This window comes from Reyranella sp., assembly GCF_004297405.1.
Lineage (GTDB): Bacteria > Pseudomonadota > Alphaproteobacteria > Reyranellales > Reyranellaceae > Reyranella.
Genome location: NZ_SCVC01000011.1, coordinates 69,205 through 95,294, shown reverse-complemented (window position 1 = coordinate 95,294; position 26,090 = coordinate 69,205). Strand labels below are relative to the sequence as shown.

At 65.5% G+C, this 26,090-nt stretch carries 20 protein-coding genes; 4 read left to right on the top strand and 16 right to left on the bottom strand.

The genetic code is table 11. The annotated features are described in order from the left end of the window. Position 1: 1 nt before the first annotated feature. The 3 genes from ureC to EPO50_RS08270 form a co-directional block, all read right to left on the bottom strand. Positions 2–2,047, bottom strand: a complete 2,046-nt coding sequence (gene ureC / locus EPO50_RS08280) for an urease subunit alpha (RefSeq protein ID WP_296342827.1) — start codon at positions 2,045–2,047, stop codon at positions 2–4. A gap of 11 nt (positions 2,048–2,058) precedes the next feature. Next, complete coding sequence (locus EPO50_RS08275; RefSeq protein ID WP_296342825.1) at positions 2,059–2,361, bottom strand: urease subunit gamma; 303 nt, start codon at positions 2,359–2,361, stop codon at positions 2,059–2,061. 65 nt (positions 2,362–2,426) lie between these two features. Next, entirely contained in the window at positions 2,427–3,248 is an 822-nt protein-coding gene (locus EPO50_RS08270; protein ID WP_296342823.1) for an urease accessory protein UreD, read from the bottom strand. A 30-nt stretch (positions 3,249–3,278) separates the two neighbouring features. Here EPO50_RS08270 and greB point away from each other — a divergent pair, with 30 nt between their 5' ends. Both greB and EPO50_RS08260 read left to right on the top strand, forming a co-directional pair. After that, positions 3,279–3,830: a transcription elongation factor GreB gene (gene greB, locus EPO50_RS08265; RefSeq protein WP_296342821.1), complete on the top strand. Its 552-nt coding sequence runs from the start codon at positions 3,279–3,281 to the stop codon at positions 3,828–3,830. A 195-nt stretch (positions 3,831–4,025) separates the two neighbouring features. Then, entirely contained in the window at positions 4,026–5,174 is a 1,149-nt protein-coding gene (locus EPO50_RS08260) for an SMP-30/gluconolactonase/LRE family protein (protein WP_296343393.1), read from the top strand. Here EPO50_RS08260 and EPO50_RS08255 read toward each other — a convergent pair. The 5 genes from EPO50_RS08255 to pehA form a co-directional block, all read right to left on the bottom strand. Then, complete coding sequence (locus EPO50_RS08255) at positions 5,171–6,568, bottom strand: hypothetical protein (protein ID WP_296342819.1); 1,398 nt, start codon at positions 6,566–6,568, stop codon at positions 5,171–5,173. The two genes, EPO50_RS08260 and EPO50_RS08255, sit on opposite strands and share 4 nt — an antisense overlap. Positions 6,569–6,696: 128 nt before the next feature. Further along, entirely contained in the window at positions 6,697–8,001 is a 1,305-nt protein-coding gene (gene pcaB, locus EPO50_RS08250; protein WP_296342817.1) for a 3-carboxy-cis,cis-muconate cycloisomerase, read from the bottom strand. 4 nt (positions 8,002–8,005) lie between these two features. Beyond that, positions 8,006–8,569 carry a protocatechuate 3,4-dioxygenase subunit alpha gene (pcaG, locus tag EPO50_RS08245; RefSeq protein WP_296342815.1) on the bottom strand — a complete coding sequence of 188 codons (564 nt, stop codon included), beginning with the start codon at positions 8,567–8,569 and terminating at the stop codon, positions 8,006–8,008. Continuing rightward, positions 8,566–9,270 (bottom strand): protocatechuate 3,4-dioxygenase subunit beta, encoded by a 705-nt coding sequence (pcaH, locus tag EPO50_RS08240; protein ID WP_296342813.1) that lies wholly within the window; start codon positions 9,268–9,270, stop codon positions 8,566–8,568. Before pcaH ends, pcaG begins: the two co-directional genes overlap by 4 nt. A gap of 32 nt (positions 9,271–9,302) precedes the next feature. Continuing rightward, positions 9,303–10,835, bottom strand: a complete 1,533-nt coding sequence (gene pehA, locus EPO50_RS08235) for a phosphoric/sulfuric ester hydrolase PehA (protein WP_296342812.1) — start codon at positions 10,833–10,835, stop codon at positions 9,303–9,305. Positions 10,836–10,907: 72 nt separating this feature from the next. On the opposite strand from pehA, the gene EPO50_RS08230 reads away from it, so the two are divergent. Then, the gene (locus EPO50_RS08230; RefSeq protein WP_296342810.1) at positions 10,908–11,939 is read left to right on the top strand and encodes a C-terminal binding protein; all 1,032 of its coding nucleotides are present in this window, start codon (positions 10,908–10,910) and stop codon (positions 11,937–11,939) included. Between the two features lie 21 nt (positions 11,940–11,960). Here EPO50_RS08230 and EPO50_RS08225 read toward each other — a convergent pair whose 3' ends face one another. From EPO50_RS08225 to EPO50_RS08200, 6 genes are all read right to left on the bottom strand, one after another. Further along, a complete protein-coding gene (locus tag EPO50_RS08225; protein WP_296342808.1) occupies positions 11,961–12,146 on the bottom strand; it encodes a hypothetical protein in 186 nt (61 codons plus the stop codon). 30 nt (positions 12,147–12,176) lie between these two features. Then, positions 12,177–13,154, bottom strand: a complete 978-nt coding sequence (locus EPO50_RS08220) for an NAD(P)-dependent oxidoreductase (protein WP_296342807.1) — start codon at positions 13,152–13,154, stop codon at positions 12,177–12,179. Then, on the bottom strand, positions 13,151–13,261 hold the full coding sequence (locus EPO50_RS08215; RefSeq protein ID WP_296342805.1) for an AtzH-like domain-containing protein: 111 nt from the start codon (positions 13,259–13,261) through the stop codon (positions 13,151–13,153). The genes EPO50_RS08220 and EPO50_RS08215 overlap by 4 nt, the downstream gene beginning before the upstream one ends. A gap of 23 nt (positions 13,262–13,284) precedes the next feature. Beyond that, entirely contained in the window at positions 13,285–14,667 is a 1,383-nt protein-coding gene (locus EPO50_RS08210; protein WP_296342804.1) for an AtzE family amidohydrolase, read from the bottom strand. Beyond that, positions 14,664–14,852 (bottom strand): DUF4089 domain-containing protein, encoded by a 189-nt coding sequence (locus tag EPO50_RS08205; protein WP_296342802.1) that lies wholly within the window; start codon positions 14,850–14,852, stop codon positions 14,664–14,666. The genes EPO50_RS08210 and EPO50_RS08205 overlap by 4 nt, the downstream gene beginning before the upstream one ends. Before the next feature lie 98 nt (positions 14,853–14,950). Further along, positions 14,951–16,483, bottom strand: coding sequence for an alkaline phosphatase D family protein (locus EPO50_RS08200; RefSeq protein WP_296342800.1), 1,533 nt, complete (start codon positions 16,481–16,483; stop codon positions 14,951–14,953). Between the two features lie 86 nt (positions 16,484–16,569). On the opposite strand from EPO50_RS08200, the gene EPO50_RS08195 reads away from it, so the two are divergent. Next, positions 16,570–17,322 carry an SDR family oxidoreductase gene (locus tag EPO50_RS08195; protein ID WP_296342799.1) on the top strand — a complete coding sequence of 251 codons (753 nt, stop codon included), beginning with the start codon at positions 16,570–16,572 and terminating at the stop codon, positions 17,320–17,322. Between the two features lie 30 nt (positions 17,323–17,352). Here the strand turns inward: EPO50_RS08195 and EPO50_RS08190 are convergent, their stop codons facing one another. Next, on the bottom strand, positions 17,353–24,627 hold the full coding sequence (locus tag EPO50_RS08190) for a choice-of-anchor I family protein (protein ID WP_296342797.1): 7,275 nt from the start codon (positions 24,625–24,627) through the stop codon (positions 17,353–17,355). A gap of 197 nt (positions 24,628–24,824) precedes the next feature. Next, the gene (locus EPO50_RS08185; protein ID WP_296342795.1) at positions 24,825–25,919 is read right to left on the bottom strand and encodes an alpha-hydroxy acid oxidase; all 1,095 of its coding nucleotides are present in this window, start codon (positions 25,917–25,919) and stop codon (positions 24,825–24,827) included. Between the last annotated feature and the right edge of the window lie 171 nt (positions 25,920–26,090).

The window sequence follows — 26,090 nt, the reverse complement described above, 5'->3', positions numbered from 1 at the left end:
GTCAGAAGAGAAAGTAGCGTTGCGCCAAGGGAAGCGACGTGGCGGGTTCACACGTCAGGAGTTCGCCGTCGGCCCTCACCTCGTAGGTCTCGGGATCGACCTCGATCTTCGGACAGAGCGAATTGTGAATCATGTGCTTTTTGCCGATCTTGCGCGTGCCCTTCACCGGCAGCATCGGCCGGCTCAGGCCCCACTTCTTCGCCACGCCCTTGGCGATGGCCGCCTGCGAGACGAACAATGCCGGGCTGACGATCAGGCTGCGGCCGAGGGCGCCGAACATCGGCCGGTAATGCACAGGCTGCGGCGTCGGGATCGACGCATTGGGATCGCCCATCGGTGCCGCCACGATCGAGCCGCCGAGCAGCACCATGTCGGGCTTGGCGCCGAAGAAGGCCGGCGACCAGATCACCAGATCGGCGCGCTTGCCGACTTCGACCGAACCCACATGCTTGGAAATGCCATGCGTGATCGCGGGGTTGATGGTGTACTTGGCGATGTAGCGCTTGGCGCGGACATTGTCGTTGTCACCGTTCTCTTCCTTGAGGCGCCCACGCTGCTTCTTCATCTTGTCGGCGGTCTGCCAGGTGCGGATCACGACCTCGCCAACCCGGCCCATGGCCTGGCTGTCGGACGACATCATCGAGAAGGCGCCCATGTCGTGGAGGATGTCTTCGGCCGCGATCGTCTCCTTGCGGATACGGCTCTCGGCGAAGGCCACATCCTCGGGAATGGCGGCGTCGAGATGGTGGCAGACCATCAGCATGTCGAGATGCTCGTCCACGGTGTTCACCGTGTAGGGCATCGTCGGGTTGGTCGAGGACGGCAGCACGTTCTTCTCGCCGGCAAGGCGAATGATGTCCGGCGCGTGGCCGCCACCTGCACCTTCGGTGTGGAAGGTCGCGATGGTGCGGCCCTTGAAAGCAGCGCGTGTCGTCTCGACGAAGCCCGACTCGTTCAGCGTGTCGGTGTGGATCGCGACCTGCACGTCCATGCGGTCGGCCACGGACAGGCAATTGTCGATGGCGGCGGGCGTGGTGCCCCAATCCTCGTGCAGCTTCAGCCCGCAGGCCCCCGCCTCGACCTGCTCCTTGATCCCGGCGGGCTTTGAGGTGTTGCCCTTGCCGAAAAAGCCGAGATTCATCGGCAGGCCTTCGGCGGCCTGCAGCATACGGCCCATGTGCCACGGGCCCGGCGTCACCGTGGTAGCGAGCGTGCCATGCGCGGGGCCGGTGCCGCCGCCCATCATGGTGGTGACGCCGCTGTAGAGCGCGTCGTCGACCTGCTGCGGACAGATGAAGTGGATATGGCAGTCGATGCCACCCGCTGTGACGATCTTGCCTTCGCCCGCGATCGCCTCGGTGCCGGGACCGATGACGATGTCCACGCCCGGCTGGATATCGGGATTGCCGGCCTTGCCGATGGCCACGATCAACCCGCCCTTGAGGCCGATGTCGGCTTTCACGACGCCCCAATGATCGAGGATCAGCGCATTGGTGATCACCGTGTCGACGGCACCCTGGGCGCGCGTGCGCTGGCTCTGGCCCATGCCGTCGCGGATCACCTTGCCGCCACCGAACTTCACTTCCTCGCCGTAGGTCGTGTGGTCCTTCTCCACCTCGATGAAGAGGTCGGTATCGGCGAGCCGTACCTTGTCGCCGACAGTCGGGCCGAACATATGGACATAGGCCGAGCGCGAGATGCGCGTCGGGCCCTCGTTCGACGGGCCGACCTTGGCGATAGGGCCCAGCTTGCCACCGACCCTGCCCTGGAAACCGTGGCTTTCGCGGCCGCCGAGATAGGGCGTGAGCCGCACCGTGCGCGACTGGCCGGGCTCGAAGCGAACGGCGGTCCCGGCAGCAATGTCGAGCCGCATGCCCTTGGCACGCTTGCGATCGAACTTCAGCGCGTCGTTGGTCTCGAAGAAATGGTAGTGGCTGCCGACCTGGATCGGCCGGTCGCCGGTATTGGCCACTTCGATGGTGATCGGGTTGCGGCCCTTGTTGAGTTCCAGCTCGCCTTTGCTCGCGAGGATTTCACCGGGGATCATGGCGTCTCTCCTCAGCGGATCGGGGCGTGGACGGTGACGAGCTTGGTGCCGTCGGGAAAGGTCGCCTCGACCTGGATTTCCGCCAGCATGTCGGCGACACCCTCCATCACCTGGGCGCGGCCGATCACATGAGCACCGTCACGCATCAGGTCGGCGACCGATCGGCCATCGCGCGCGCCTTCGACGACGAAATCGGTGATGAGGGCCACGGCCTCGGGGTAGTTGAGCTTCACGCCGCGCTCGAGACGGCGGCGCGCCACAACGGCCGCCATGGCCACCAGAAGCTTGTCTTTCTCACGTGGCGTCAGATTCATCGACCGTTTCCCCCTGGCGGCTGGGCCGGACTATAGCGCGGCATCCATTTCGTCAAAGAGTTGCATCAAACATGCCAAACGCGCGGCAGACGTCGTCCGCGAAACGCGGTGAGAAAGCGGATAGTCGCGGCGCGCACGGCCGTCGCCTCACCCAGCAGACGCGCGACGAGGATACCGTTCACCAGGGTGACGCCGGCACGCACTTCATCTGCAGCGTCCAGCAAGGCGCGGGCTTCCTCGAAACGCTGTTGCGGTTCCTCCCAAACGCCGATGACGGTCGCCAGCGCATTGGCCGCACCGAAGCCTGCGCCATCCGGTGTCTCGCCCTCGACGCGCAAAGTATCTGTCCAAACCAGCCGGCCAGCCCGCCGCACCGACCAGGAGTCGAGCAGCAAGCCCGAGGTAAAGCGCTCGCCGGACGCACCGCGGCCCAGCACCACCATTTCGCAGGCGAGCAGCACACCGCCCTCGGCCACCTCCGCGACGGTCCTGCGCTTCAAGCGCGCGCGCTCAAAGACGATGGTCTCCTGCGGCAGCCACTCCAGCGTGGCCCCTGCAGCAACAGCCAGCCGGACGTCGATGCCGCAATGGCCACCGCCCTTGGCGGCGCGGTAAATCTTCTCCGCCGCCTGGGTCGTGGCGACCGCCTCGGCGTCGGGGCCGATCTCGACCGCCATCGCGAGAGAATCGCCGTCGGTGACGCCGCCCGAAGTCGTGATCATCACGGCCTGCGGCGGTTCGCCCGGCTCCGGCACCGGGAACAAAACCCGGCAGGGATCGCGTTGATAGAGGTCAGCGAGCCGCGTCTGGCCGTCGCGCCGTTCGAAGACGACGCGGCTTTCGCCGGACGCACGCTGCAAAGGAGAGCGGGAGGAGCTGGTTTTCATCCGCCCCGACTTGATAGATTAAGGACCGAAATGAGCAAGGCCTTCACCAAGGAAAGCGACGGCGACGACGAGGACGACCTGCCCGACGATGTCGGCGGTCTGCCAGCCGGCGCCAAGAACTACATGACTCCCGACGGCTTCAGCCGCATGCGCGAGGAGCTGATGACCCTCATGCGCAAGGAGCGGCCGGAGGTCGTGCAGGTCGTGTCGTGGGCGGCGGCCAACGGCGATCGCTCGGAGAACGGCGACTATCTCTACGGCAAGAAGCGCCTGCGCGAGATCGACCGCCGCATCCGTTTCCTCAGCAAGCGTCTGGAACGCTCCGAGGTGGTCGATCCGGCCAAGCGGCCCAAGACCGACCAGGTGTTCTTCGGCGCCACGGTGATCTATGCCAACGCCCGCGACGAGGAGCGCACGGTGAAGATCGTGGGTGTCGACGAGGTCGATCCCGGCCGCGGCCACGTGAGCTGGATCTCCCCCATCGCCCGCGCCCTCCTGCGCGCCCACGAAGGCGACGTCGTGCGGATGCGGACGCCCGGCGGCGAGGAAGAGATCGAGATCGTGAAGGTCACGTACGTTTGAGGTCCCGAGAGTTGCATCCGCGCATGTTGTGAGCCGATGTAGCCGGGCCTAGCCTTCGCCTTGCGTAGAGTCGCGTTGCCTAGAGAGCAAAGAACAAAGTCTCGGAGGAGAACGCTCATGACGCAGCACGCACGCGCTTGCGACCTGTCACGTCGCGGCCTGATCAAAGCAGCCGGCGCGACGGGCATTGGCACAATGGCCTTGGCCCCAGGCCTCGCTCTGGCGCAAGCGCCGGCCGCAACACCCGCAGCGCCCGCCACCACCATCACCACACCGCCGCGCGACTTCGGTCCCAACGGTGCGCCGACGACCTACTTCCGCGATCCCGACGTCATCACGGTCGACCCGGCTTTCAATGCCATTACCCAACCGAACACGGCCATCAAGCGGCTGTGGACCGGCGCGCTCTGGTCGGAAGGCCCGGCGTGGAATGCCCAAGGGCGCTATCTCGTCTGGAGCGACATTCCCAACAACCGGCAGCTGCGCTGGCTCGAGGACGACGACCGGGTGAGCGTGTTCCGCCTGCCGTCCAACAACAGCAACGGCAACACCTTCGACTTCCAGGGCCGCCAACTTTCCTGCGAGCACCTGACGCGGCGCGTCGTACGCTACGAGCTCGATGGTTCGGCGACGGTGTTGGCGGACAGTTATGAAGGCAAGCGCCTCAACTCACCCAACGATGTCGTACCGCATCCCGACGGCAGCTACTGGTTCACCGACCCGCCTTATGGCGGCCAGCTTTACGAAGGCACGCCCGACATGGCAGGCGGTCCTAGCAATACGGCCGGCCGGCTGAAGCCAACCCTGGGTCAACCGCCGGGCATGGGCTCGATGAAGCGTGAGCTGCCGACCAACTGCTATCGCATCGATCCGAGCGGCCGGATCGACCTCGTCATCACCGAGCAACAGGTGCCCGATCCCAACGGCCTCTGCTTCTCGCCGGATCACAAGAAGCTCTACGTCGCCAGCACTGGCAAGGGGCCGGGCGACACCGGCCCCGGCGGCAAGGGCGAGGTCTTCGTGTTCGACGTCGGCGCCGACAACAAGGTCAGCAACGGCAAGGTCTTCACCGACTGCATGATCGACGGCATCAAGTGCGGACCCGACGGGCTGCGCACCGACGTCGACGGCAACCTCTGGTGCTCCAGCAACGCCGGTCGCGCCCTTGGCTACAGCGGCGTGACCGTCTGGTCACCGGAGGGCAAGCTGCTCGGTCGCATTCGACTGCCCGAAGTGTGCGGCAACGTTTGCTTCGGTGGCCCGAAGCGCAACCGGCTGTTCATGGCCGCCAGCCAGTCGCTCTACGCCGTCTACGTCGGCACGCAGGGATCGGCGCCGGGCTAAGCCTCCCGGGCCGCTAGCTTCTCCAGGTAGGCACGCGCCCGCGCATGGCCGCCGTGGATCGCCCAGCCGAGCGGAATGCCACCCCACAGTTTGTCGGGGAGGTCGTGACGCGCGCCGCGGGCGATCAGCAGCTCCATCATCTCGACATTGTCGTCACCGGCGGCCTGGTGCATCGGCAGGCTGTGCGAATGCACCGGCAGGAAGACATTGGGATCGGCACCAGCGTCGAGTGCCATCCGTGCCGCTTCAAGCTGGCGGTTGATCACTGCAAGGCCCAGCGCGCGTTGCACTTCCGCGGGTGATGCCTCACGCAGCAACGCCGGCAGCGACTCCGTCCGGCCGAGTGCGGCGGCAATGGCCGCTGTCATCGGCAAGCCCGCATCGAGCAACGCCTGCACCGGTTCGAGTTCCCAATGCGCGAGCGTCATGTCGATCGACCGCGACGTCGGCGTAGCGCCCGCCCGCATCAGGCAGTCGATCAACGCCATCTGCAGGCCCTGCTCACGCGCCGGAGCGCTGGTCATGACCAGCTCCAGCGCATAGTCGAGATCAGCCTTGTCGACACCGCGCACGATCATGATTTCGGCCACCTCGACCATGTTGGCCGGCATGCGCTTCATCAGAGTCGGGTTGTTGGCGATGAACCAGAAGAGCTTGGGATCGCGGAAATACTGGTGACGGCTGGCCCGGCGATAGACCTCCGGGCCGAGGATACGCTCGCGCAGCAGGCGCGGCTCGGCATCGAGCCGTCGCGCGAGTTCCACCGCATCACCCTTCTGCAGCGCCTTCACCGCCGCCCGGAACGACGGATCGGCAATCAGGGAACGGTCAAGCAATTGGACGATCGCGGCCTTGTCGACAGCCTTGCCGTGCTTCGCCACCGCAAGCGGCTGCCGGCCCTTGGCATCCGCCTGCCACTCCAGCGCATTGCCCACGATCAGCCGCTCGACCAGCGCCAGCGGCCCGCGTGCCGCTGCGGCATGCAACGCCGCCTCGCCGGCCGAATCGTCACGCGGATTGGCACCCGCCGTCAGCAACGCGTCGACAATGGCGAGCCGCGCCTCGTCGGAAGCTCTGCTGGCACAAGCCTGCCAGAGCGGCGTCCCGCGATCGCTACCGTCACCGTCGGCAGCGTGCCCTTCTTCGAGCAGCCGTCGAACAGCGGCCACATCGCCGGCGCGCGCAGCCGCACCGAGAGGCGACAGCGGCGCGGCCTCATCGACACGCCGCAGCAGGTCGGCCCAATTGGCGGAACCGTACTCGTGCGCCAGACGTCGCTGCGCAGCGGCAAGGCCGAGTGATTCGTCCTTGGCCAATCGCTTGGCCTGCTTACGCAGATGTTCTTTGGAGGGGCGCTCCGGAAGCGCGCGATGGGTGCTGTCGGTGACGGACATGATTCTCCCTTTCCCGAATGCCCGGCGTCCGCTCGCGGGCAGGAAAGGTCGAATGACCAGTGGCATGATGATCAGGCGGGCTGGGCCCTTTCCGCGGACTGGTGGCCGCCTTGTCGGCCGCCAATAAACTAACGCTTCCGCTTCAGATCCGCCAGCTGGCGATCGACGAACTTCGGGGAGTACCCCAACAGAGCAGCTTCATCGGCCAGCTCCTTGTCGAGCTGGCCAAGCGCCTCGACGAACGAACCGCCTTGAGCCAAAGCCTTCTCGACCAGCGCACCGGCCTTCTGCTTGCCGATCTTCCGGGCGAGCAGAAAGGTTGCGCGTTCGGCTAGCACGGCGGCTTCGGCGGCATCCATGTTGGCCTGCAGGGCATCAGGATCGATTGTGAGGCCTTCGGCAACCTCGGCCATCGCCTCGACCGCCGAACCCAGAGTCTCGACGAGGGTAGCGATGGTGGGCCATTCAGCCTGCCAGCCACCCAACGCGCGTTCATGCTCCTGAGGGAGCCCCGCAACGATTGCCGCCGCCAGCATCGGTGCTCGTGTGGCAGCCGACAAAACGAGCGCCGCGCCCACGGGATTGCGCTTGTGCGGCATGGTCGAAGAGCCACCACGGCCCGGCCCCGCAGGCTCCGCCGCCTCACCCACCTCGATCTGCATCATCAACGAGATGTCGCGTGACGCCTTGGCCAGTGTGCCGACCAGGAGCGCGCAATCCTGTGCCAGGGCCGCGACGCGCACACGTTGCGTGAACCAGGGACCCGGCGGCAGTGCAAGCTTCAGCGCCTTGGCCAGCGCCTTCATGACGGGCTCGGCGTCGCGACCCAGGGCCGTGAGGCTGCCCGAGGCGCCGCCGAACTGCAGGACCTGGGTTTCGGCGAAGCTCAATGCAAGACGACGCTTGGCACGATCGATATCAGAGGCCCAGCCGGCGATCTTCTGGCCCAACGCCAGTGGCGTCGCGGGCTGCAACAGCGTGCGGCCGAGCATCGGCGTCGCGCGATGCTCTTTTGCGAGCTTCGCAAACGATCCAACGATGCCGTCGGCTGCCTTGAGCAGCGGTGGCAGCGCCTCGCCGAGCTGCAGCACCATCGCCGTGTCGATGACGTCCTGGCTGGTGGCGCCCCAATGGACATAGCCCGCTGCGGCGGCGTCGCGCTTGGCGACCTCCTCCGTCAGCGCCTTGACCAACGGCACCGTGAGTGTGGCGCTGCGGCGTGCGGCTGCCGCCAGCGAAACCGGATCGTAGAGTGACGGATCGCAGGCCTTGGCGATAACGACGGCGGCGCGTTTGGGAATGAGCCCCGCCTTCGCCGCAGCGTCTGCGAGTGCCGCCTCGAAGCGCAGCATGTGACGCAAGGTTGCGAGGTCGGAGAAGGCTTCCGCCGTTGCCGCCGAAGCGCCCAGCGCCGTGACGAGATGCCCGGCCATGCGCTCAGCAGTCGAAGAAGACGGTTTCGTGCGCTCCGCCCAGATGGATGGGCAATCGCCAGATTCCCGAGGCGTCGCGTTTGGCAATCAACGTGGCGCGACGCGTAGATTCGACCAACTTCAGCACGGGATCCTCGGCAAGCTCGGGATCGCCCTCGAAGTAGAGCCGCGTCGCCAGCCGGTTGAGCACACCGCGCGCGAACACCGAGACATTGATGTGCGGCGCCTGCAGGCCACCCGCTGGCCACGGCACCCGACCGGGCTTGATGGTGCTGAACGTCGCGCGGCCCGTGGTGTCGGTCGAGGCGCGGCCGAAACCGTCGAAGCCCGGATCGAGCGGCAGGTTGCGGCGGTCATCGGGATGGTCGTAGCGGCCGTGGCTGTTGGCCTGCCAGATCTCGAACAGGCCGTCGGGCACGATCGCGCCATCGGCGTCATGGAGGCTGAGTTCGATCTGCAGCCGCTCGCCGGCAACGCCCTGAGACGCGAGGTCCTGACGATAGGCATTGATGATCGTGCCGAAATAGAAAGGACCGATCGTCTGCGACGGTGTCAGCGCGCGGCTCATACATTCTCCATCGGCGTGGCATTGCGCCCGCGCAGCACGATGTCGAAGCGATAGGCCAGCGCCCATTCCGGCTGCGTCGCCTCCATGTCGAAGGCCGCCTGCAGGCGCGCCCGTGCGCCCTCAGGCACCGAATTGTAGATCGGATCGAAAGACAGCAGCGGATCGCTGGGGAAATACATCTGCGTGATCAGGCGCGTGGCGAAGGCCGGCCCGAACAGCGAGAAGTGGATATGCGCCGGACGCCAGGCATTGTGGTGATTCTTCCAGGGGTAGGCGCCGGGTTTGATGGTCACGAATTTGTACGCGCCGTCGGCATCGGCGCGGACGCGACCACCGCCGTAGAAATTCGGATCGAGCGGCGCATCGTGCTGGTCGCCGGGATGGTGATAGCGACCGGCAGCATTGCACTGCCAGATCTCGACCAGCGCCTCGGGCACCGGCTTGCCATCCTGATCGAGGACGCGGCCCTGCACGATGATGCGCTCACCGAGCGGTTCGCCCATGCGCTGGCGCGTCAGGTCGTTCTCCCCCGAATCCAACCGCGCCGCACGCTGCGACGGACCGGTGATCTCCGACAGGCTGTGCGGCAGCACGACCGCGGGACGGCTCGGGGCGCGCCGCGCGGTCGACTTGTAGCCAGGGGAATCGTTGGGCGGATGATCTTGGCCCGGCGCGGGCCTGCGATACGTTTCCTCTTTCATCCGCCCAGCTTACAGCCCGCTCTGCAGGCCGCCTAGGCCGCGCGGACCTCCAGCCCTTTGGGCGTGGCGCGATAGCCGGTCAGCGTGCGTTCGGCGTAACCCAGCCGCCAGTCGAGCATCTTGCGCGCATACTCGGCGACAATGGCGGCATAGGCAGGATCGGTGGCGCAGTTCACGAACTGGCCGGGATCCTTCTTCAGGTCGAACAGGAGCGGCGGCAAAGCCGCGAAATGCACATACTTGAAGGCCTCGTCCTGCACGACCGCCAGTGCACACTTGTCCATCGACAGGCCGAGCGCCGTTTCCGGCTTGGAGTAATGCAGGTCGCGGAAGTCGAACTCGTAGTGCACCTCGGTGCGCCAATCGGCCGGCGTCACGCCTTCGCAGAAAGGCAACAGCGAGTGGCCGTCGCACTGGCGCGGCACCGGCAGGTCCAGCCATTCGAGGATGGTCGGCATGGTGTCGATGGTCTCGGTGAAGCGCTCGACGATGCTGCCGCGCGCGCCGTTCGCTTCGGCCCGCGGATCGCGCACGATCATGGGGATACGGTAGGACTCGTCGAAGTAGCCGATCTTGCCCAGGAGGTGATGATCACCGAGCTGTTCGCCGTGGTCGCAGGTGAAGATGATCAGCGTGTCGTCCCATTGACCGGTTTCTTTCAAGTAGTCGAAGACGCGCCCGAGGTGATCGTCGATCTCGGTCATGAGCCCGCAGTAAGTCGCGCGCATCTGCGCAACTTCGGCCTCGCTCATCGCCGAGCCTTTCGCCTTGCCGTCCTGGAAGAAGCTCGCCTGGTTGATGTTGTTCACATAGTAGGCGAGCAGCGCGTTCTGCTTCGCTTCTTCGGCAGGCGACGCCGCGCGCACCACTTTCGGCATGTCTTCCGGCCGGTACATCGCATTGTAGGGTGCCGGCGCGATGAACGGTGGGTGCGGCCGGTAGTATCCGAGATGCAGGAACCACGGCTTGCCGGCGCGACCGCGCAGATAGGTGAGGCCACGCTCGGTGAACCAGGCCGTGTCCGACAGTTCCTTGGGGATCACTGCCGGCCGATCAGTGGCACCGGCGCCCGGCGCGCCTTGCGGCAGCCAGACATCGTCGCGGTTCTTCGGCAGCTCGAAGCCCTGCCCTGCCACCCAGCCAAAGTAAGCGTCGCGATTCTCGAAAGCACCGACAGAATGGAAGCCGTCCATGATGTCGCCCAGCACGAAGAAGCGCGGATCGCTGGGTGCGGTGTGGCGCGGATCGGGCGTGGTGGTGGTGTAGCCCACCAGTGCCGGGTCGTAGCCGCCACGCCGCAGTTCGTGGGCGAGGTTAGTGAAGCGCAGCGATAGCGGAATGGTGTTCTGCACCGCGCGATGATTCATCACGTACTGACCGGTCAGGAGGCTCGCGCGTGCCGGTCCACAGGGGACTGCCTGGGTGAAATGATTGCGGAACGTCACGCCCTCGGCGCACAGCCGGTCGATGTTGGGCAGCTTCAGATAGTCTGCGCCCAGCTTGGGCAGCATCAGACCACGCCACTGGTCGACGACGATGAGCAAAACGTTCTTGGGCGCAGGCATTTCAAGATCACCGAGGTTGGAAGGGCGCGTGATTGCGCTAGAGTGCCGTCAAATCGACCGAGGAGACAACACGTGGCGCGTTTCAAGATCGTGACGACCGGCCCAGGAAGTTCGGACCATTCCCTGGAAATGGAGACTCTGGCGGGGATCGGCGCGGAAATCGTCGAGGTTTCGGGCAGCGAGGACGATCTTGCCAAGGCAGTGGTCGACGCCGACGCGATCTACGGCAAGGGCCGCCCACGCATCACCGCCAAGGTGATCGAGGCTGGCAAGAAGCTGAAAGTTGTGTCGCTGGGCAGCGTCGGCGTCGATTCGGTCGATGTCGATGTCGCGACCAAGCTCGGCATTCCGGTCACCAACGTGCCCGACACCTTCATCGAGGAAGTGGCCGACCACGCCATGACCCTGATCCTGGCGAGCTGGCGGCGGCTGGTCGTGCAGGACCAGATGGTGCGCAAGGGTGATTGGGCCAAGGCGCGGCCGATGCTCTACGAGTTCCCGCGCCTCATGGGCATGACCTTAGGCTTCATCTCCTTCGGCCATGTCGCCCGCGCCGTCGCCAAGCGCGCGGCGCCCTTCGGCTTCCAGATGCTGGCCTACGATCCCTATATCGAGGAGCTGGTCATGTCCGAGTACGGCGTGCAGCCGGTCGGCTATGACGAGCTGCTGCAGCGCTCCGACATCGTCAGCATGCACGCGCCCGGCACCAAGGACGCGCACCACATGATGAAGGAGCGCAACTTCCGCCTGATGAAGAAGACGTCGCTGTTCGTGAACACCGGCCGTGGCTCGACCGTCGACGAGGCCGCCATGATCAAGGCGCTGCAGGAAGGCTGGATCGCCGGCGCCGGCCTCGACGTGCTGGAGACCGAGCCGGTCGGCCACAACAATCCGCTGCTCGGGATGGACAATGTGATCCTGACGGCGCACGTCGCCTCGGCCTCGAACCGCTTCGACCTCGCCCGCAAGCGCCGCGTTGGCGCGGAGCTGTCGCTGGTGCTCGGCGGCAAGTGGCCGCGCGCCTGCGTCAATCCCATGGTGCTGGAGAAGTCCAGCCTGCTGCGCTGGCAGCCCTTCTCGATGGAACGCGGGCCGGGGAACTAAGACCAGCGAACTAAGGGGCGGCTAGACGTCCTTCGTGGCCTGAAGCCGATCGCGGATCGCGCGGTCGCACTGGGCGAGGCTTTCGAAGGGCCCGAGGATGACGTGGTCGCCATCGTCCATGGCATACCAGCCGCACTGGGTGAGGTTATAGTCACCCAGATCCTCGGCAGGCACATGAACGGCGATCAGGTCCTTGGGCGTGCGCATGTAGCGCACATGGCCCTCTGGCAGGGCTTTTCAACCCCGCCGTGACCAGTTCGCGAGATTGACCGCGCCCGGCGGCACCTCGCCCTTCACCAGCGCCTCGACCTGCCGGACGGTATCCATCGCCTGGCTTTCGCTGGCGGGTGGCGTCAGGCCACCGATATGCGGCGTGGCGATGACATTGGGCAGACGCGCCAGCTCCGGCGAGGGCATCTGGTCCGGTGCGCGACCGACATCCATGGCGGCGCCGGCGATCCGGCCCTCTTCCAACACCCGCGCGAGCGCCGCCTCGTCCACCAGGTTGCCGCGCGACATGTTGATGAAGAAGGCGTCCGGCTTCATGCGTGCGAACGCCGCCGCGCCCAGGAGGTTCTCGGTCTCCTCATTGGCGATGGCGAGGCAGATCACGTAATCGGCACCCGCCAACAGCTCATCCTGAGGCAGCTTCTGGAAACGTCGGTCGTCGACCTGGGCATAGGGATCGGCGATCAGCACCGTCATGCCCATCTGGGCCAACAACGGCGCGAGATCGCGTGCGATGCGGCCATAGCCGATGATGCCTGCGGTGGCACCGCTCAACTGCCGGCCGACCTTGATCTCGGGCATCCGGTCCGCGTGATAGTCCGCCGCAGCACGCGAGATGCCGCGTGAAAGATCGACCAGGAACCCCAGGGTCAGCTCGACCACTGACTTCACGAAGCCTGCTTCGGCATGGGTGACCAGCACGCCGGCCGCTGATGCTGCCGCTACGTCGATGTTGCGGATGTCGATGGCGCTGCGCATCACGACCTTGAGTCCCGGCAGGCCGGCAAAGACCTCGGCAGGCACCGGTGTGGAGCGATCGGCAATGATGAAGGCCGTACCGCGCGCCATGGCGATCACGCCAGCGGAATCGAGCGGCGCATCGCCTTCGTGCAACACGACGTCGACCAGCTCCTGCAGCCGCTTGAGCGCCCGTGGACCATAATACTGCCGCCGCGCCTGAGGCACATGAGTGAGAAGAAGTTTCAAGGCATCCCCAGCTCTTCATCGGGCGTCGTCTCACCGAGAAGCGAGACGTGCATTGCCACGATACGCCAGCCGTCAGGCGTGCGCATCCAAGTGTGGCTCGCCTGCAAACCGACGTCGCAGAAGTGCCTCCTCAGGCGGGCGGCGCGCTGGCGACACCTTGCTTTTCCAGGAAGGCCGCGACGCGCAGGGCAGCCTTCTCGTTATAGGGTCGGGCGATGAGCTGGACGCCGATCGGCAGGCCGCGGCGGCGCTGCAGGGGCACCATCACGACGGGCAAGCCGATGAAGGAGATCGGCTGTGTGAACAGGCCGAGACTGGCCCGCACCGGCAGCTCGACGCCGCCCAGCGTCATCATGATCTGACCGAGCTTGGGCGCGGTGCAGGGCGTCGCCGGCGCCAGCACGATGTCGACCTCGCTGAAGAGCTTCAGCACATTGGCGCGGTAATGCCGGCGGAAGCGCTGCGCCTTTACGTACCACGAGCCCGGCAGCAGGGCGCCCGCCATGAAGCGCTCGCGCGTATCGGGATCGAAATCCTGCGGACGCGCTTTCAATCGCGGCAGGTGGAGCTGCGCGCCTTCCATGGCGGTGATCACATAGGCTGCCGCCCGCGCCGCCGCCGCTTGCGGCAGCACGACGGTCTTATCGGCATCCAACGCCTTAGCCACTGTCGCCACGGCCTCGAAGGCCTCAGGCTCGCCGCCCTTCGCAAAGTAGTCGCCGGCAATGGCGATGCGCAGCCCTTCCAGGCCCTCGCCGAGATGCGGCAGCGTCGGATCGGCGGGCATATGGGTACAGACCGGGTCGTCGGGATCGGGCCCCTGCATGGCGTCGAATGACAGCGCCAGATCCTCGGTCGAGCGTGCGATCGGCCCCAGGTGATCCAAGGAATCGACGAAGGGAAACGACCCGGCGCGGCTCAGCCGCCCATAGGTCGGCTTCAGGCCGAACAGTCCGCACAACGAAGACGGCACGCGGATCGAGCCATTGGTGTCGGAGCCCAGCGACAACGGCACCTCGCCGGCCGCCACGGCAGCGCCCGACCCGCCCGACGAGCCGCCGGTCATGCGCGAGGGGTCCCGCGGATTGCGCGAGGGTCCGTAGTGGGCGTTCTCGCCGGTGAAGTCGTAGGCGTATTCGCCCATGTTGAGGCCGCCCACCAGGATCGCTCCAGCCGCTTCGAGCTTGCGGATCAGCGCGCCGTCGCGGACGGCCTTCGGGCCATCGACATTGATCTTGGAGCCGGCACGGGTCGGCAGGCCTTCGATGTCGAACAGGTTCTTCACTGCGAAGGGCACGCCGGCGAGTGGCCCATGATGTTTGCTGGCGTCGATCTCGGCCGCACGCTTCTTCGCCCGCTCGGCCACGATGTCGGTGAAGGCATTGACCGTCGGCTCGGCCGCCTCGATGCGTTCCAACGCGGCCGCGATGACGGCGGAGGCCTTTACCTTGCGGGTCGCGACCGCACGCGCGATCTCGCCCGCGGTTGCCGCTTTCGACAGCAGATCGCTCATGGCCGATACACCGGCGCGGGCGTCAGCTCGTCGTCGAGTTCCACGTCGAGCAACGGCTGAGCGATCGTAATCGAACGCTCGACGTTCAGGATCACGTTCGCTCGATACTCGGGCGCAATCGGCAAGCCGATCGCCTTGGCGGCCTCATCGACCAGGCGCGCAACATCAGGCTTGTCCTTGGCCACGTCCCCTCCTCAAGCGAAGTGACAGGCACCCTGCCGCGCCAGCCCCCTGACGCGCAAGTGTGGAGCCCCGCAACAAGGTTGGCGCTCTCGACCTCTGGCTAAGGCGCACTCACACCCGGGCGGCCGGCTTCGACGGTGAAGCTCTGGATCGTGGCGATGCCGGACGTCGGCTCCTTCACCGTATCGACCACACGGAACGAGACTGTGGCCGCCTTGGGCGCCAGCGCCACCTGGGTGTAGCCGTGACGTCCACCGAGGCCGTAGCGAAGGTCGGGATTCCTGGCCAGCAGCGCCTTCACGCGCGCCGGTGACGGCCCCTGGGACGTGATCGAGCCGCCGACGAACTTCGTCGCGATTGTCGGCGCGTCCGCGGCATCGAAGTTGCGCTTGAGATCGGCGGCCCAGAAGGAATGAACGTCGCCGCTCGCCACCAGCGTGTCGCGCACCGACGATGCCGCCACGGCATCGAGCAGGCGTTGCCGGGCCGGCGCATAACCGTCCCAGCCATCATGCCAGAAGGCGCGATGCTCTCCCTCACCGCGATCGACCTGGGCCATCAGGGTCTGCTGCGCAATCACGTTCCATCTTGTCGAGCCTCGGGCCAGGCCGTCGGCGAGCCACGTCTCCTGCGCTGCCCCCAGCATGGTGCGCGCCGGCTCGAGGCGTTCGGCACACTCGCGCATCACCTTGTTGCGCGGCAGCGCAGCGCGACAGGCATGGTGCGAGCGATACTGCCGCTCGTCGAGCACATAGAGCTCCGCGAGATCGCCGAAGCGGTAGCGATCGTAGAGACGCAGCGACGGTCCCTGCGGCCGGAACGACAGCGGCAACGGCATATGCTCCCAGAACGCCTGATAGGCCGCCGCACGCTGCGCCAGGAAACGCTCGCGGCTGGGTTCCTGAGGAGAGATATCGTCGGTGTAGTCGTCGTCGACCTCGTGATCGTCCCAGGTGACGATCCACGGAAAGGCCGCATGCGCGGCCTGCAGGTCGCGGTCGGATTTGTACTGGGCGTAGCGGTTGCGATATTCGTCGAGCGTCGTCGTACGCCCGCCCTCGTGATGGCGTACCAGCTCGCGGCCCCAGGATTTCTCGTAGATGTAGTCGCCGAGATGGAGGACGAACGCGGCGTCCTCCGCGGCCATATGGCGGAACGCCGTGTAGTAACCCTGCTCGTATTGCTGGCAGGAGGCAAAAACGAAACGGAGTGCTGCCAGGCGCTCGCTGGCATCCGGCGCAGTGCGCGTACGGGCAACAGGACTGGCCTTGCCGCGCACGGTGAAGCGATACCAGTAGGGACGGCTCGGCTTCAGATCGCCTGCCTCGACATGAACCGAGTGAGCCCAGCGCGCTTCGGCGATGGCCTGACCACGCCCGACGATGCGCTGCATCGCCTCGTCTTCGGCGATCGCCCAATCGACGGGGATCGGCGCGCTGAGCTGCTCGCCGGGCTCGCCCGCCGCGATCAGCCGCGTCCACAAGACGACGGAGCCCGGCATCGGGCGACCGGAGGCGACGCCCAATGCGAAGGGATCGTCCGCCAATGGCAGCTCGGCACGCGCGGCGGCTGGCAGCCAGAGACCGCCGATCCCGGCGGCCCCCATTCCAGCGACGAAGGAACGGCGATGCATGGTGCAACTCTGCGACGGCCAAAGCTGCGCTTCAACCGTAGTGCGCAGGTCTGCTACGGTCCGCTCCTTCGAGGAGGAACGAATCCATGAGCGGAAAGATTGCAGTCGTCACCGGCGCAGGCAGCGGCATTGGCCGCGCCTCGGCGCTCGCCCTGTTGAAGAACGGCTACAAGGTGGCGCTTGCCGGCCGGCGCAAGGATGCGCTGGACGAGACGGCGAAGATGGCCGGCAACAACACATCCAATGCACTCGCGGTCCCGACCGACGTTGCCAAGCGCGACGACATCGTGGCGCTGTTCGCCAAGGTCAAGGAGACCTGGGGCCGCCTCGACCTGGTGTTCAACAATGCCGGTGGCGGCGCGCCGCCCGTTCCGCTCGAGGAGCTGCCCTACGAAACCTGGCTGAGCGTCGTCGCCGCCAACCTGACGGGCCCGTTCCTGTGCACGCAGGAAGCGATGAAGATCATGAAGGACCAGACGCCACGGGGCGGCCGCATCATCAACAACGGCTCGATTTCCGCCCATGCGCCGCGGCCGTTCTCGGTGGCCTATACCTCGACCAAACACGCCATCACCGGCCTCACCAAGTCGACCTCGCTCGACGGCCGCGCCTACGACATCGCCTGCGGCCAGATCGATATCGGCAATGCCGTGACGCCGATGACCGAGCGCATGACCAAGGGCGTGCTGCAGCCCAACGGCACGACCATCGCAGAGCCGCGTATGGACGTCGACGCGGTTGCCCAGGCCATCGTCTATATGGACAGCCTGCCGCTCGACGCCAACGTGCAGTTCATGACCGTGATGGCGACCAAGATGCCGTTCATCGGGAGAGGCTGAGCCTCTCCCTGATTTCTCGGTGCCGTCGGACTAGATGACGAACAAGCCGTCGTTGTTCACCTTGATGCTGAACACGACGTCCTGGAAGTCGTTGTCGCCGGTGGCGCTGGGCAGATCCTCGAAACCCATCAGCAGTTCGCGGCCACCCGCCGAGGTGCCCGACAGGACCTGGTTGGCATCGCCCGGGTTCAGCGTCGAGAAGGAATGGAAGATCGGTGCGCTGGTCAACTCGCCGCGCGTCGCGCTCAGCAGTGCCGGCGGCAGGCCAGTGTCGATATCCGCCGCCGTGCTGGTGCCTGGGACCACGAACGACAGGTTGTTCGGCAAGCTGCCATAGACGTCGAACCCATCCTGGATCAGGAAGAAGCCGACCTTCTGGTTGCTTGCCGCCGTACCCAGGTCGACCGTCGTGCCGGCCGATGTCGCCAACGTGTTGGAGAACACGATACGGACATCGGAGATCGTGCCGTCCGCCGCCACCTTGTAGGTGCCGAGCGTATTGCTGTGCGCCGAAACCGCGGACTTCATCTCCACCGAGAAGCGGACCGCGCCGTCGCCGACGAGGAACGACTCGTTGGCGACACCGTTGATCGCGGCCGGATTGACCCGGGCGCCTTCCCGCAAGGTCGGCAGGAAGTTTTCGAAGGTCACCACCGTGTGGGCATCGACGCCGGTGCCGCGGGCCACCGCCATAAAGTCGCCACCGGTGAAGTCACCACTCATCTCGAACGTCGAGCTGCCGGCATTGAGGGTCGCCCCACCTGCCGTCTTCGTAACGCCGAGGCTTGAGCGGCCCACGAGGGAACCGTCGATGTCGAGTGTATCGGCAAGACCGTAGCCCGCGATCTTGTCGCCGTGCAGGTCGGCGAGCTTGTCGCGAAGAATGTCGGCCCCGAGCCCGAGGTCGATCAAATCGGCACCGGCACCGCCGCTGATCCGGTCGTTGCCGGCACCACCGCTCAGCGTGTCAGCGGCCAGGGTTCCCGCAACCGTATCGTTGCCGTCCGTGGCCGTGCCCGACGCTCCGAAGACGCCGTCGGACCGGACATTGAGGTTCTCGATGCGGATATCCAGCGCCTCGCTCGTGTCAGCCATATCGAAGGCCGTCGCAGCCGAACCGTGTTTGGCCGCCATATAGGCCTGGAAGCCGGCCTGCTCACCCATCGCGTTGGCCGGCACGTTCGCTGCAACCGTGAAGTCGAGCGCTTCGTCGACCGGCAGCCCCAAGGTGCCGTCGGTCAACAGGAAGCGGAAGTTGCTGCCGTTGGCCTTGATGGGATAGCCGTCGCCGCCATTGGCGGTGAAGGCCGTGGTCGACACCGTGATCGTTGCGGGCGCATCGGCCAACACAGTACCGTTCTCGACGAGCTTCGCGATCACGACGCCGTTTTTGTCGACCAAGGAGACGCTGGTCACCTTGGAGCCCGCGGCATTGTCGGGATCGTAGGAGAAGCGGAGGCCGCCGACCTGACCAAAGCGGCCCTGGTTGGCGCCGGCCGCGACGCCGTGCTCCAGGATGGACTTGAGGCCGGCAGCAGTGGTGTCGAAGGCCATCAGCTTGTTGTCGAAGCGCAGCGCGTTCTCGACATCGAGCTGCGACACGCCACCGGTAGGCTTGTTGGCGTCAGTGTTGGCGATCGGCGCCACCTTGTTGCCGTCATCATCGACGGAACCGATCTGGGCGCGGACACCACCACCGTTGCGCAGGCCAACGATGAACTGGCCGTCAGCGGCGTCGCCCAGGATCTTCTGCAGGGCGTAGATGCCGGTATCGGCCGACAGGCTGCCGAGGTTGGTCTCCTGGGACCGAATGAAAGCCCGCTCGCCCTCGAGGTAGACACCGGTGAAGCCAAAGACGTTGCCGTCCTTGGACGAGATCACCGCATCGACCGCCTGGGTGATGTCGCGCACCTGATCGCCCTTGGTGCCGTCGGCAAAGGCCGTCGTCGCCAACTGGGCCTCGGTGACGCCCCAGGCCTTGGCGACATTAGCCGCCGTCGAAGCATAGGCACCGTTGACCGCGGTGTTGGCAGCCAGGCTGCCCAGGATGATGTCGCCATTGGCGTCGAAGTCGACGACGAGGCGACCAAGATAGGTGTATTCGCCGTCGGTGTTGACGATCACCGTCGTCTTACCGTCGGTGCCCTGGGTAACGATGGGATAGGTGTTGGCGAAGGTCGGCTCGTGGCCGGGGAAGGTCGCCGCTTGGTCGTCGGCGTCACCTAACCGGGTGTTCGATCCCGCTGAGAGGATGATGTCGACGCCCTGCAGCTTGGTCGCGAGAAGCTGCTCGTTCTGGATCTGCTGCAGATGCGACGTCAGGACGATCTTGTTGACGCCCTCGGCGATCAGTTCGTTGATGATCGGCTGAAGCTGCGCCGCCAGCAGATCCATGTTGTCGACTTCGCCATTGGCGCCGGGCCCGGTCGGGAAGCCCTTCACCTCGGTGCCATTGGGTGAGGAAATCGACTCGATGATTTGAGTCGTGGCGCCGACGATGCCGATTTTCTGGCCTCCTTCGGTCACGATCGCCGCCGGCGCGATGCGACCTTTCAGGGTGCTGGCTTCCGCGACCAGGGTTCCCGTGCCGCCGTCCAAGGTGTTGGTAAAGCGCGGGTTGAGCGCGCTGTCGCCGGAGAAGTCGAGGTTCGAGGAGAGGTACGGGAACAACGCACCGCCCCAGGCGCCCGACGGCGTGAAAGCGTCGCGGAACGCCGTCGACCCCATGTCGAACTCGTGATTGCCGATGGTCGAGGTCTCGACGCCGAGGGCGTTCAGGATCGCGATGTCGGGACGGCCGGCCGCCGTCGCGCCGATGCCGGCCACCGCATTGAGCGAGGGGTCGGTGCCGGCATTGATGAAGGGACCCGGCAGGAAATTGTCGCCACCGGACAGGATCAGCGTGTTGGTGTAGGTGCCGTCGAAAGCATCGACCAGAGCCGCCAGGTTAGGCGCGGTGTCACCGGCCAGGAGGCCCGCCTCACCGTCGGAAAGATGCAGGAGCTGCAGGGTGAAAGCCGGCGCCGGCGCCTTGGCCGCGAGCTCGAACACGGTGATGTTGTTGCTGACCTCGTTGCTGGAGACCAGCAGATCCTTGCCGCTGGGTGACTGGGCCGCCGGGATGAACAGCAGACCCTCCGGGCTCACGTCGCTGGCGTTCCGTGCTGCACCTGCATAGGTGACGTTCGCCGGATTGGTGATGTCGAAGGCAAGCGTCACATTGGACCGCTCGAGGGCCACGAAGGCGTAGGTCGTACCGCCCACCGAACCGATCGTGAGGCCTTCCGGCTCGGCGCCCTTGTTGTCGCTGCGCGTATCGTCGAACAGCGCCGGGAATTTCTCCACGATGATGCGCTCGATCGCATCGCCGCTGTCGAACACGCGATTGCCCTGCTGGTCGACGATCGAGAAGGAACGTCCGCCATAGGTCAGGATCTGGTCGATGTCGCCATCACCGTCCGTATCACCGCGCAGGCCCGGCGAGTTGGAGACGGTATGGCGGCCAAGCGCCGCCTGATCCTTCAGCGCGGCTTCGTTGGGGAACAGGGCGTTGTCGAGATCGTACGAGCTGGAGCTGACGCGGATGGTCTCGTCGGGGTTCAGGAAGTCGTCGCGATCGTCGCCCTCGTTGGCCATGACATAGTAGGTCTGGCCGCCCGCCCGATAGCTGGCGATGGCGTCAGGCATGTACATGCCGAAGAGATGCGAGTCGGACACGAGCTTCGTCGAGGCCGTGCCGCCCGCGCCGTCCCGATCGCTGATGTCGAGCTGCAGGCCGTTCCAGTCCTTGAGACCAAGCGGCACGATCTTGGTGAACGTTGCCGTCGCGATATCGAGGATGGCTACGGCATTGGCTTCCTGCAGGGTCACCATGGCCGTAGTGCCATCCGGCGAGATCGCGATGTACTCCGGTTCGACATCCATCGAAACCGACTTGCCGTCGAAAATACGCACGCCGGCCGCTCGCAGGGCCGCTTCCTGGCCATTGAAGCTGTCGAAGGTCGCCGTCTGCACCGTGGCAGCAGCAACACCGCCCGAGATGTCGATGATGCTGACCGAGCCCGGCGCGTCGGCACCCGACGCATCGATCTCGCCCTCGTTGGCGACCAGGACCTTCTTGCCATCGGGCGTGAAGGTCACCATGTCGGGCAACGCGCCGACCGCGACCGAACCCAGCAGCGTATGGTCCGAGGCCTTGAGGAAGACGACCTTGCCCGGCTGCGTCTTGTCGGCGGCAGGCAGGGCGACGGCGACGATGCCGTCCTTGACGGTCACGCTCGTGACGTCGGTGGTGGCAAAGCCCAGGGTCTTGAAGTCCACCGTGGCGATCAGGCTGGGGGCCGCGGGATTGGCCAGGTTGACGACCTGCAGGCCCGCGTTCGAGGTCGTAAACAGCCGGCCGCTCGCCGCATCGAAGGCCGAGATTTCCGCGCCGGCCAGGGTCAAGGAACCCTTGACCGCGATATCGATCGCGCCGGTCGGTGTGGTTGAAATCGGTGTCGACATATCAAAACTCCCGACCAGCGCGTCATGGTCGCTGGCTTGGTTGGCGAACTCGGCATTGATGTGGACGATGTCGTATTGCGCGCCAGCACGCGCGGCGTTGGTGACGTACATCTGGTCGAGCGACTGCGAACTGCCGTCGAACACGTAGTCGTAGCGCTGGTTGACCGGCAGCATGTCGGACAGAGAGCTGAGCACGGCCGTGCCACCCGCCGTGAACTCCGGCACCGAGTCGGCATCCGGGCCGTCGAGATAGGTCGCCTTGCCGGCGAGCACCTGCATCGGCTCTTCGAATTCGAACTCGTTGAGATCGCCCGCCACCACGACCTTGGCAGCCAAATTGGTGGCGAGGAGCGAGTCGACGAACGTGTTGACCGCTTGCGCCTGGGCGGCACGTGCCGGTTCGGCGCCGTTGATCGGGGGCTGCGTGCCCATGAGCGCGCCGCTGCCGCCCTTCGACGAGAAATGGTTGTCGATGACGGTGACGATCTGACCGTTGAAGGTGAAGTCAGCGACCAGGGGTGGGCGCGAGGCATTGAATGGATGGCCGGCCGCGCCGTTGCCGCCGACGGCCGTGGTGGGCGCACCGTTGGCGTCGATGGTGCGCAGTGAGGACTCGATCAGATCGACGCCGCGATCCACACGATAGAGGAAGGCGTTGCGGATATTGCCGCCCGGCTCACCGCCGTTCAGGTCGTCGCCGATGAACGGATTGTCCTGGAAGGCATACTGGACAGCACCGCCCGATGCCGTCTTGATCGCATCGACCAACATCTGCAGGGTGGTTGCCGCCGAGATCACAGTGTCGTTCGTGGCGCCGTTGTTGTCCTGCACCTCCTGCAACGAAAGAATGTCCGGCGCCTTGAGATTGGTGACGATCTGCTGCGCCAAGGCGTTGAACTTGGCGGCGCCGTCGCCGGGGTCGAGATTCTCGACGTTGTAGTTGCCGATGGTGAGACGCTGCGCGCTGCCCACCAAGGTCGTCACCTCGGCGGTGAGCGCACTCGGCGCGGTCACAGTGTAGGCCTGGGTCGGCGAAATCTCGTAGTTGCCGAAGCCGTAGCTCACCACACCCGTGACGTCGCTCAGCTTGGCGCCGACGCTGACCAACGGACTCGCGGCGGCGAAGATGCCGCTGTCGTCGTCGATCTGGATGCGCTCGGGGTTGAAATCGCCACCCACCGTGTTGGTGTTGCCGAACGACGTGGCGCCGCCCGAGATACCAACACCGCCGCGCTCCGTCGGGCTGTTGGTGTTCAGCCCGTTGGCTGGATTATCGTCGTTGTCGACGATGGTGTAGATCTCGCCGAAGCTGTTGGTCGGGCTGACCGCGACCGGCGTCTTCACCGTGACCAGCATGCCTTCGAGGCTTTCGAAGAAGTCGATGCCATCGTTGACCGGATCGAAGGTCGTGAGGCCATCATCATCGAGGTTCGAGGTTGGCGGCTTGAGGCCGGCCGAGCCGCCGATCTGCGTGGCGACGATCGCAGGACCCACGCCCTTACCCTCGATCACCGGGGCGGTGAGCTGCGTGATCGACAGGCTGCCGGGCGCAGCGGCAGGGTCGGTGAACTCGCTCACCTTGCCCGTGACCTTCACCAGATGGCCGAGCGTCACGGTGGGCGCACCACTGGTGAAGACGAAGATGGCGTCGGACGTGGCCGCATTGCCGTCGCCCGTGGCGTCCTGAATGTAGAAGCCGTTGCTGTCGATCGCCGTCACGACACCTTGCGTGGCGACCGTATTGCCGACCAGAGCCGAGGTGTGGCCGGCGCCCTGGATGGCGCCAATAGCGGTCAGCGGCACCGCGGCCGCGGTCGTGAAATCGAGCGCGTCGAGGGCGATGCCCGCGAAGTTATTGCCGGCAGCGTCCTTGATCGCGCCAGCAGCAACGACCACGTCGTAGGCCTTGTTGCTCGCTAGGTTCGTCGCGAGGTCGATCGCGACCTGCGTGCCGTTGATCGTGACCGTACCGTCGGGATCGATCGCCCCCAGGGTGATGACACGCACGTCGCCCGCCCCGTCGGTGACCGTGATGTCACCGGTGCCGGCTTTCACCGCCTCGTTGAAGGTGAGTACGATATCGGCAGAGGCGGCGATGCCGGTGGCGTTGTCAACCGGATTGGACGAGGTGAGCGTCGGCGCCGTCACGTCCGCGCCGCCGGTGAAGGTGGCGCTCGAGACGTTGATATCGTCGATGCCGACCCATTCGTCGTTGCCGAGCGCATTGGTCGACAGGATGCGGACTTCGACCTGCGGCTGGTTGTTGGCCGCGGCCGGCAAGGTGACGTCGATTGCCGTCACCTGATTCGCAGCATTCACGGTCGTCGCATCCGCGAGATAGCCGCCCGGCACGTTGGTCCAAGCACCGGACGAGCCGATGCGGTACTGCACATTGACCTGCTGCTGCGCATCGTCCGTGCTGCCGTCGACATCGCGGGCGTTGAACTGCACGCGAACGTCCTGGCGGCCGCTGGCATCGAGGTAGAGCACCAACGATGGCGCGTCGGCCGTGCCGGAGCCATTCAACGCTACCGTTGGATCGGTGATCTCGAACTCGGCGACGCCGCCGCTGGTCAAGGTATTGGGATTGCTCTGATTGGCGATGACGTCGATCGCGCCCAGCGCGGCGCCGGTCAACGTGCGTGGATCAACGCCCGTGGGCGAGGCCGCGTCGGTGTCACCAAGATACCCCGTGATACTCGGAACGCCCGCCCAACTGTCGTTGCTGGTGATCTGGCCGAGACTGGACCAGTTTTGCGTAAGCGGACCCGAAGCCAACGAATGGTACGTGGTGGACATCTGGACGAAACCTCCGCTGATGAAGGCGCGCGTCATCGCGCTGCAACTGGGCAGTGAAAAAGATCAGCGGGTGATTTCGATTGCCGGCCGCCTACGTCACTCGCAGGCGGACTCCATAGTCACGCTCGGCTACGGATTCATTGCGACGTCCGCAGCATCTGTGAATTTTTTGGTGACCGTCTTACAACTGACTTCGATCAGTAACCTTCGTCGCGAAGGTTCAGCAGCGGGAAGGCACTGTGCACGCCAGGCATGTTGGTCGGCATACCGCGGCTGATGTAGCTCTTGTCGAGCTGTGACAGGGAGGTGACGCCCAGCAGGCCCATCACCTCCTTCATCTCTTCCTCGAGAAGTTCGATCACGCGCTCGATGCCGGCCGCGCCTGCAGCCGCGAGGCCATAGCAATAGAGCCGACCGAGCCCGACCCAATCGGCGCCCATGCAGATCGCCTTCACGATATCGCTGCCTCGGCTGAAGGAACCGTCGACCGCGATCTTGGCGCGGCCGGCCACGGCCTCGACGATCTCCGGCAGCACCTCGGCCGAGCCGCGACCATGGTCGAGTTGGCGACCGCCATGGTTCGAGCAATAGACGGACCAGACACCATGCTGGCAGGCGATCTCGGCATCCTCTCCGGTGCCGATGCCCTTCAGCATGAATTTCACGTCGGGAAACTTCTCCCGCACCGCCGTGAAGTTCTTCCACGAGAAGGACGCCTGATAATCCTGGCCTGTGGCCGACGTGCGCCACGACTTCACAAAGCGCTTGGCGATGTCGCGCTCGCGCCGGCTGTAGACCTGCGTGTCGACGGTGATGCAGAAGGCATCGTATCCCGCATCCATCGCCTGCTTCACTCGGTCTGCGACCCAGGCATCGTCACCACGGACGTAGAGTTGGTAGATCTTGGGCGCAGCGCCGCCCTTCACGATGTCCTCGAGCTTGAGCGTTGTCACCGAGCTGATCAGCATTGGCACATTTGCTGCACCGCCGCCCTTGGCCACGGTGATGCCACCGCCGGGCTCGAAGGATTCCAGCGAGCCCACCGGGGCCAGCATCACCGGCAGCCGGATCTTACGACCGAAGATTTCCGACGACGGATCGATTGTCGAAACATCGCGCAGTACGCGCGGCTTGAAAGCAATGGAGTCCAACGCCATCCGGTTGCGCCGCAGCGTCGTTTCGGTCTCCGTCCCGCCGATCAGATAGTCCCAGATGTTGGGATTGAGGCGGATTTTGGCTGCTTTGACGATCTCGTGCAGCGTTACGAATTCACTCTCAAGGCCGCTCGCCATCTTTCCCCCGATCCAAAGCCGATTGGCGTTTTCTTGCGCGTCCGGTGCGGTGCGTCAACGAGACGTCACGGACAGCGGCCAATAAAGGCCGCTGGCATTGACGATAGCGGCTTTCAGCGATTTGATCGTCATAGGGCATCCGCTCGGCGGAACCCACAAGAAGAGCCCGCG

Excerpts from the sequence above, each read along its gene's own strand:
- ureC (WP_296342827.1), bottom strand. The coding sequence starts at position 2,047 with ATGATCCCCGGTGAAATCCTCGCGAGCAAAGGCGAGCTGGAACTCAAC.
- EPO50_RS08275 (WP_296342825.1), bottom strand. The coding sequence starts at position 2,361 with ATGAATCTGACGCCACGTGAGAAAGACAAGCTTCTGGTGGCCATGGCG.
- EPO50_RS08270 (WP_296342823.1), bottom strand. The coding sequence starts at position 3,248 with ATGAAAACCAGCTCCTCCCGCTCTCCTTTGCAGCGTGCGTCCGGCGAA.
- greB (WP_296342821.1), top strand. The coding sequence starts at position 3,279 with ATGAGCAAGGCCTTCACCAAGGAAAGCGACGGCGACGACGAGGACGAC.
- EPO50_RS08260 (WP_296343393.1), top strand. The coding sequence starts at position 4,026 with ATGGCCTTGGCCCCAGGCCTCGCTCTGGCGCAAGCGCCGGCCGCAACA.
- EPO50_RS08255 (WP_296342819.1), bottom strand. The coding sequence starts at position 6,568 with ATGTCCGTCACCGACAGCACCCATCGCGCGCTTCCGGAGCGCCCCTCC.
- pcaB (WP_296342817.1), bottom strand. The coding sequence starts at position 8,001 with ATGGCCGGGCATCTCGTCACGGCGCTGGGCGCTTCGGCGGCAACGGCG.
- pcaG (WP_296342815.1), bottom strand. The coding sequence starts at position 8,569 with ATGAGCCGCGCGCTGACACCGTCGCAGACGATCGGTCCTTTCTATTTC.
- pcaH (WP_296342813.1), bottom strand. The coding sequence starts at position 9,270 with ATGAAAGAGGAAACGTATCGCAGGCCCGCGCCGGGCCAAGATCATCCG.
- pehA (WP_296342812.1), bottom strand. The coding sequence starts at position 10,835 with ATGCCTGCGCCCAAGAACGTTTTGCTCATCGTCGTCGACCAGTGGCGT.
- EPO50_RS08225 (WP_296342808.1), bottom strand. The coding sequence starts at position 12,146 with ATGCGCACGCCCAAGGACCTGATCGCCGTTCATGTGCCTGCCGAGGAT.
- EPO50_RS08210 (WP_296342804.1), bottom strand. The coding sequence starts at position 14,667 with ATGAGCGATCTGCTGTCGAAAGCGGCAACCGCGGGCGAGATCGCGCGT.
- EPO50_RS08200 (WP_296342800.1), bottom strand. The coding sequence starts at position 16,483 with ATGCATCGCCGTTCCTTCGTCGCTGGAATGGGGGCCGCCGGGATCGGC.
- EPO50_RS08195 (WP_296342799.1), top strand. The coding sequence starts at position 16,570 with ATGAGCGGAAAGATTGCAGTCGTCACCGGCGCAGGCAGCGGCATTGGC.
- EPO50_RS08190 (WP_296342797.1), bottom strand. The coding sequence starts at position 24,627 with ATGTCCACCACGTACCATTCGTTGGCTTCGGGTCCGCTTACGCAAAAC.
- EPO50_RS08185 (WP_296342795.1), bottom strand. The coding sequence starts at position 25,919 with ATGGCGAGCGGCCTTGAGAGTGAATTCGTAACGCTGCACGAGATCGTC.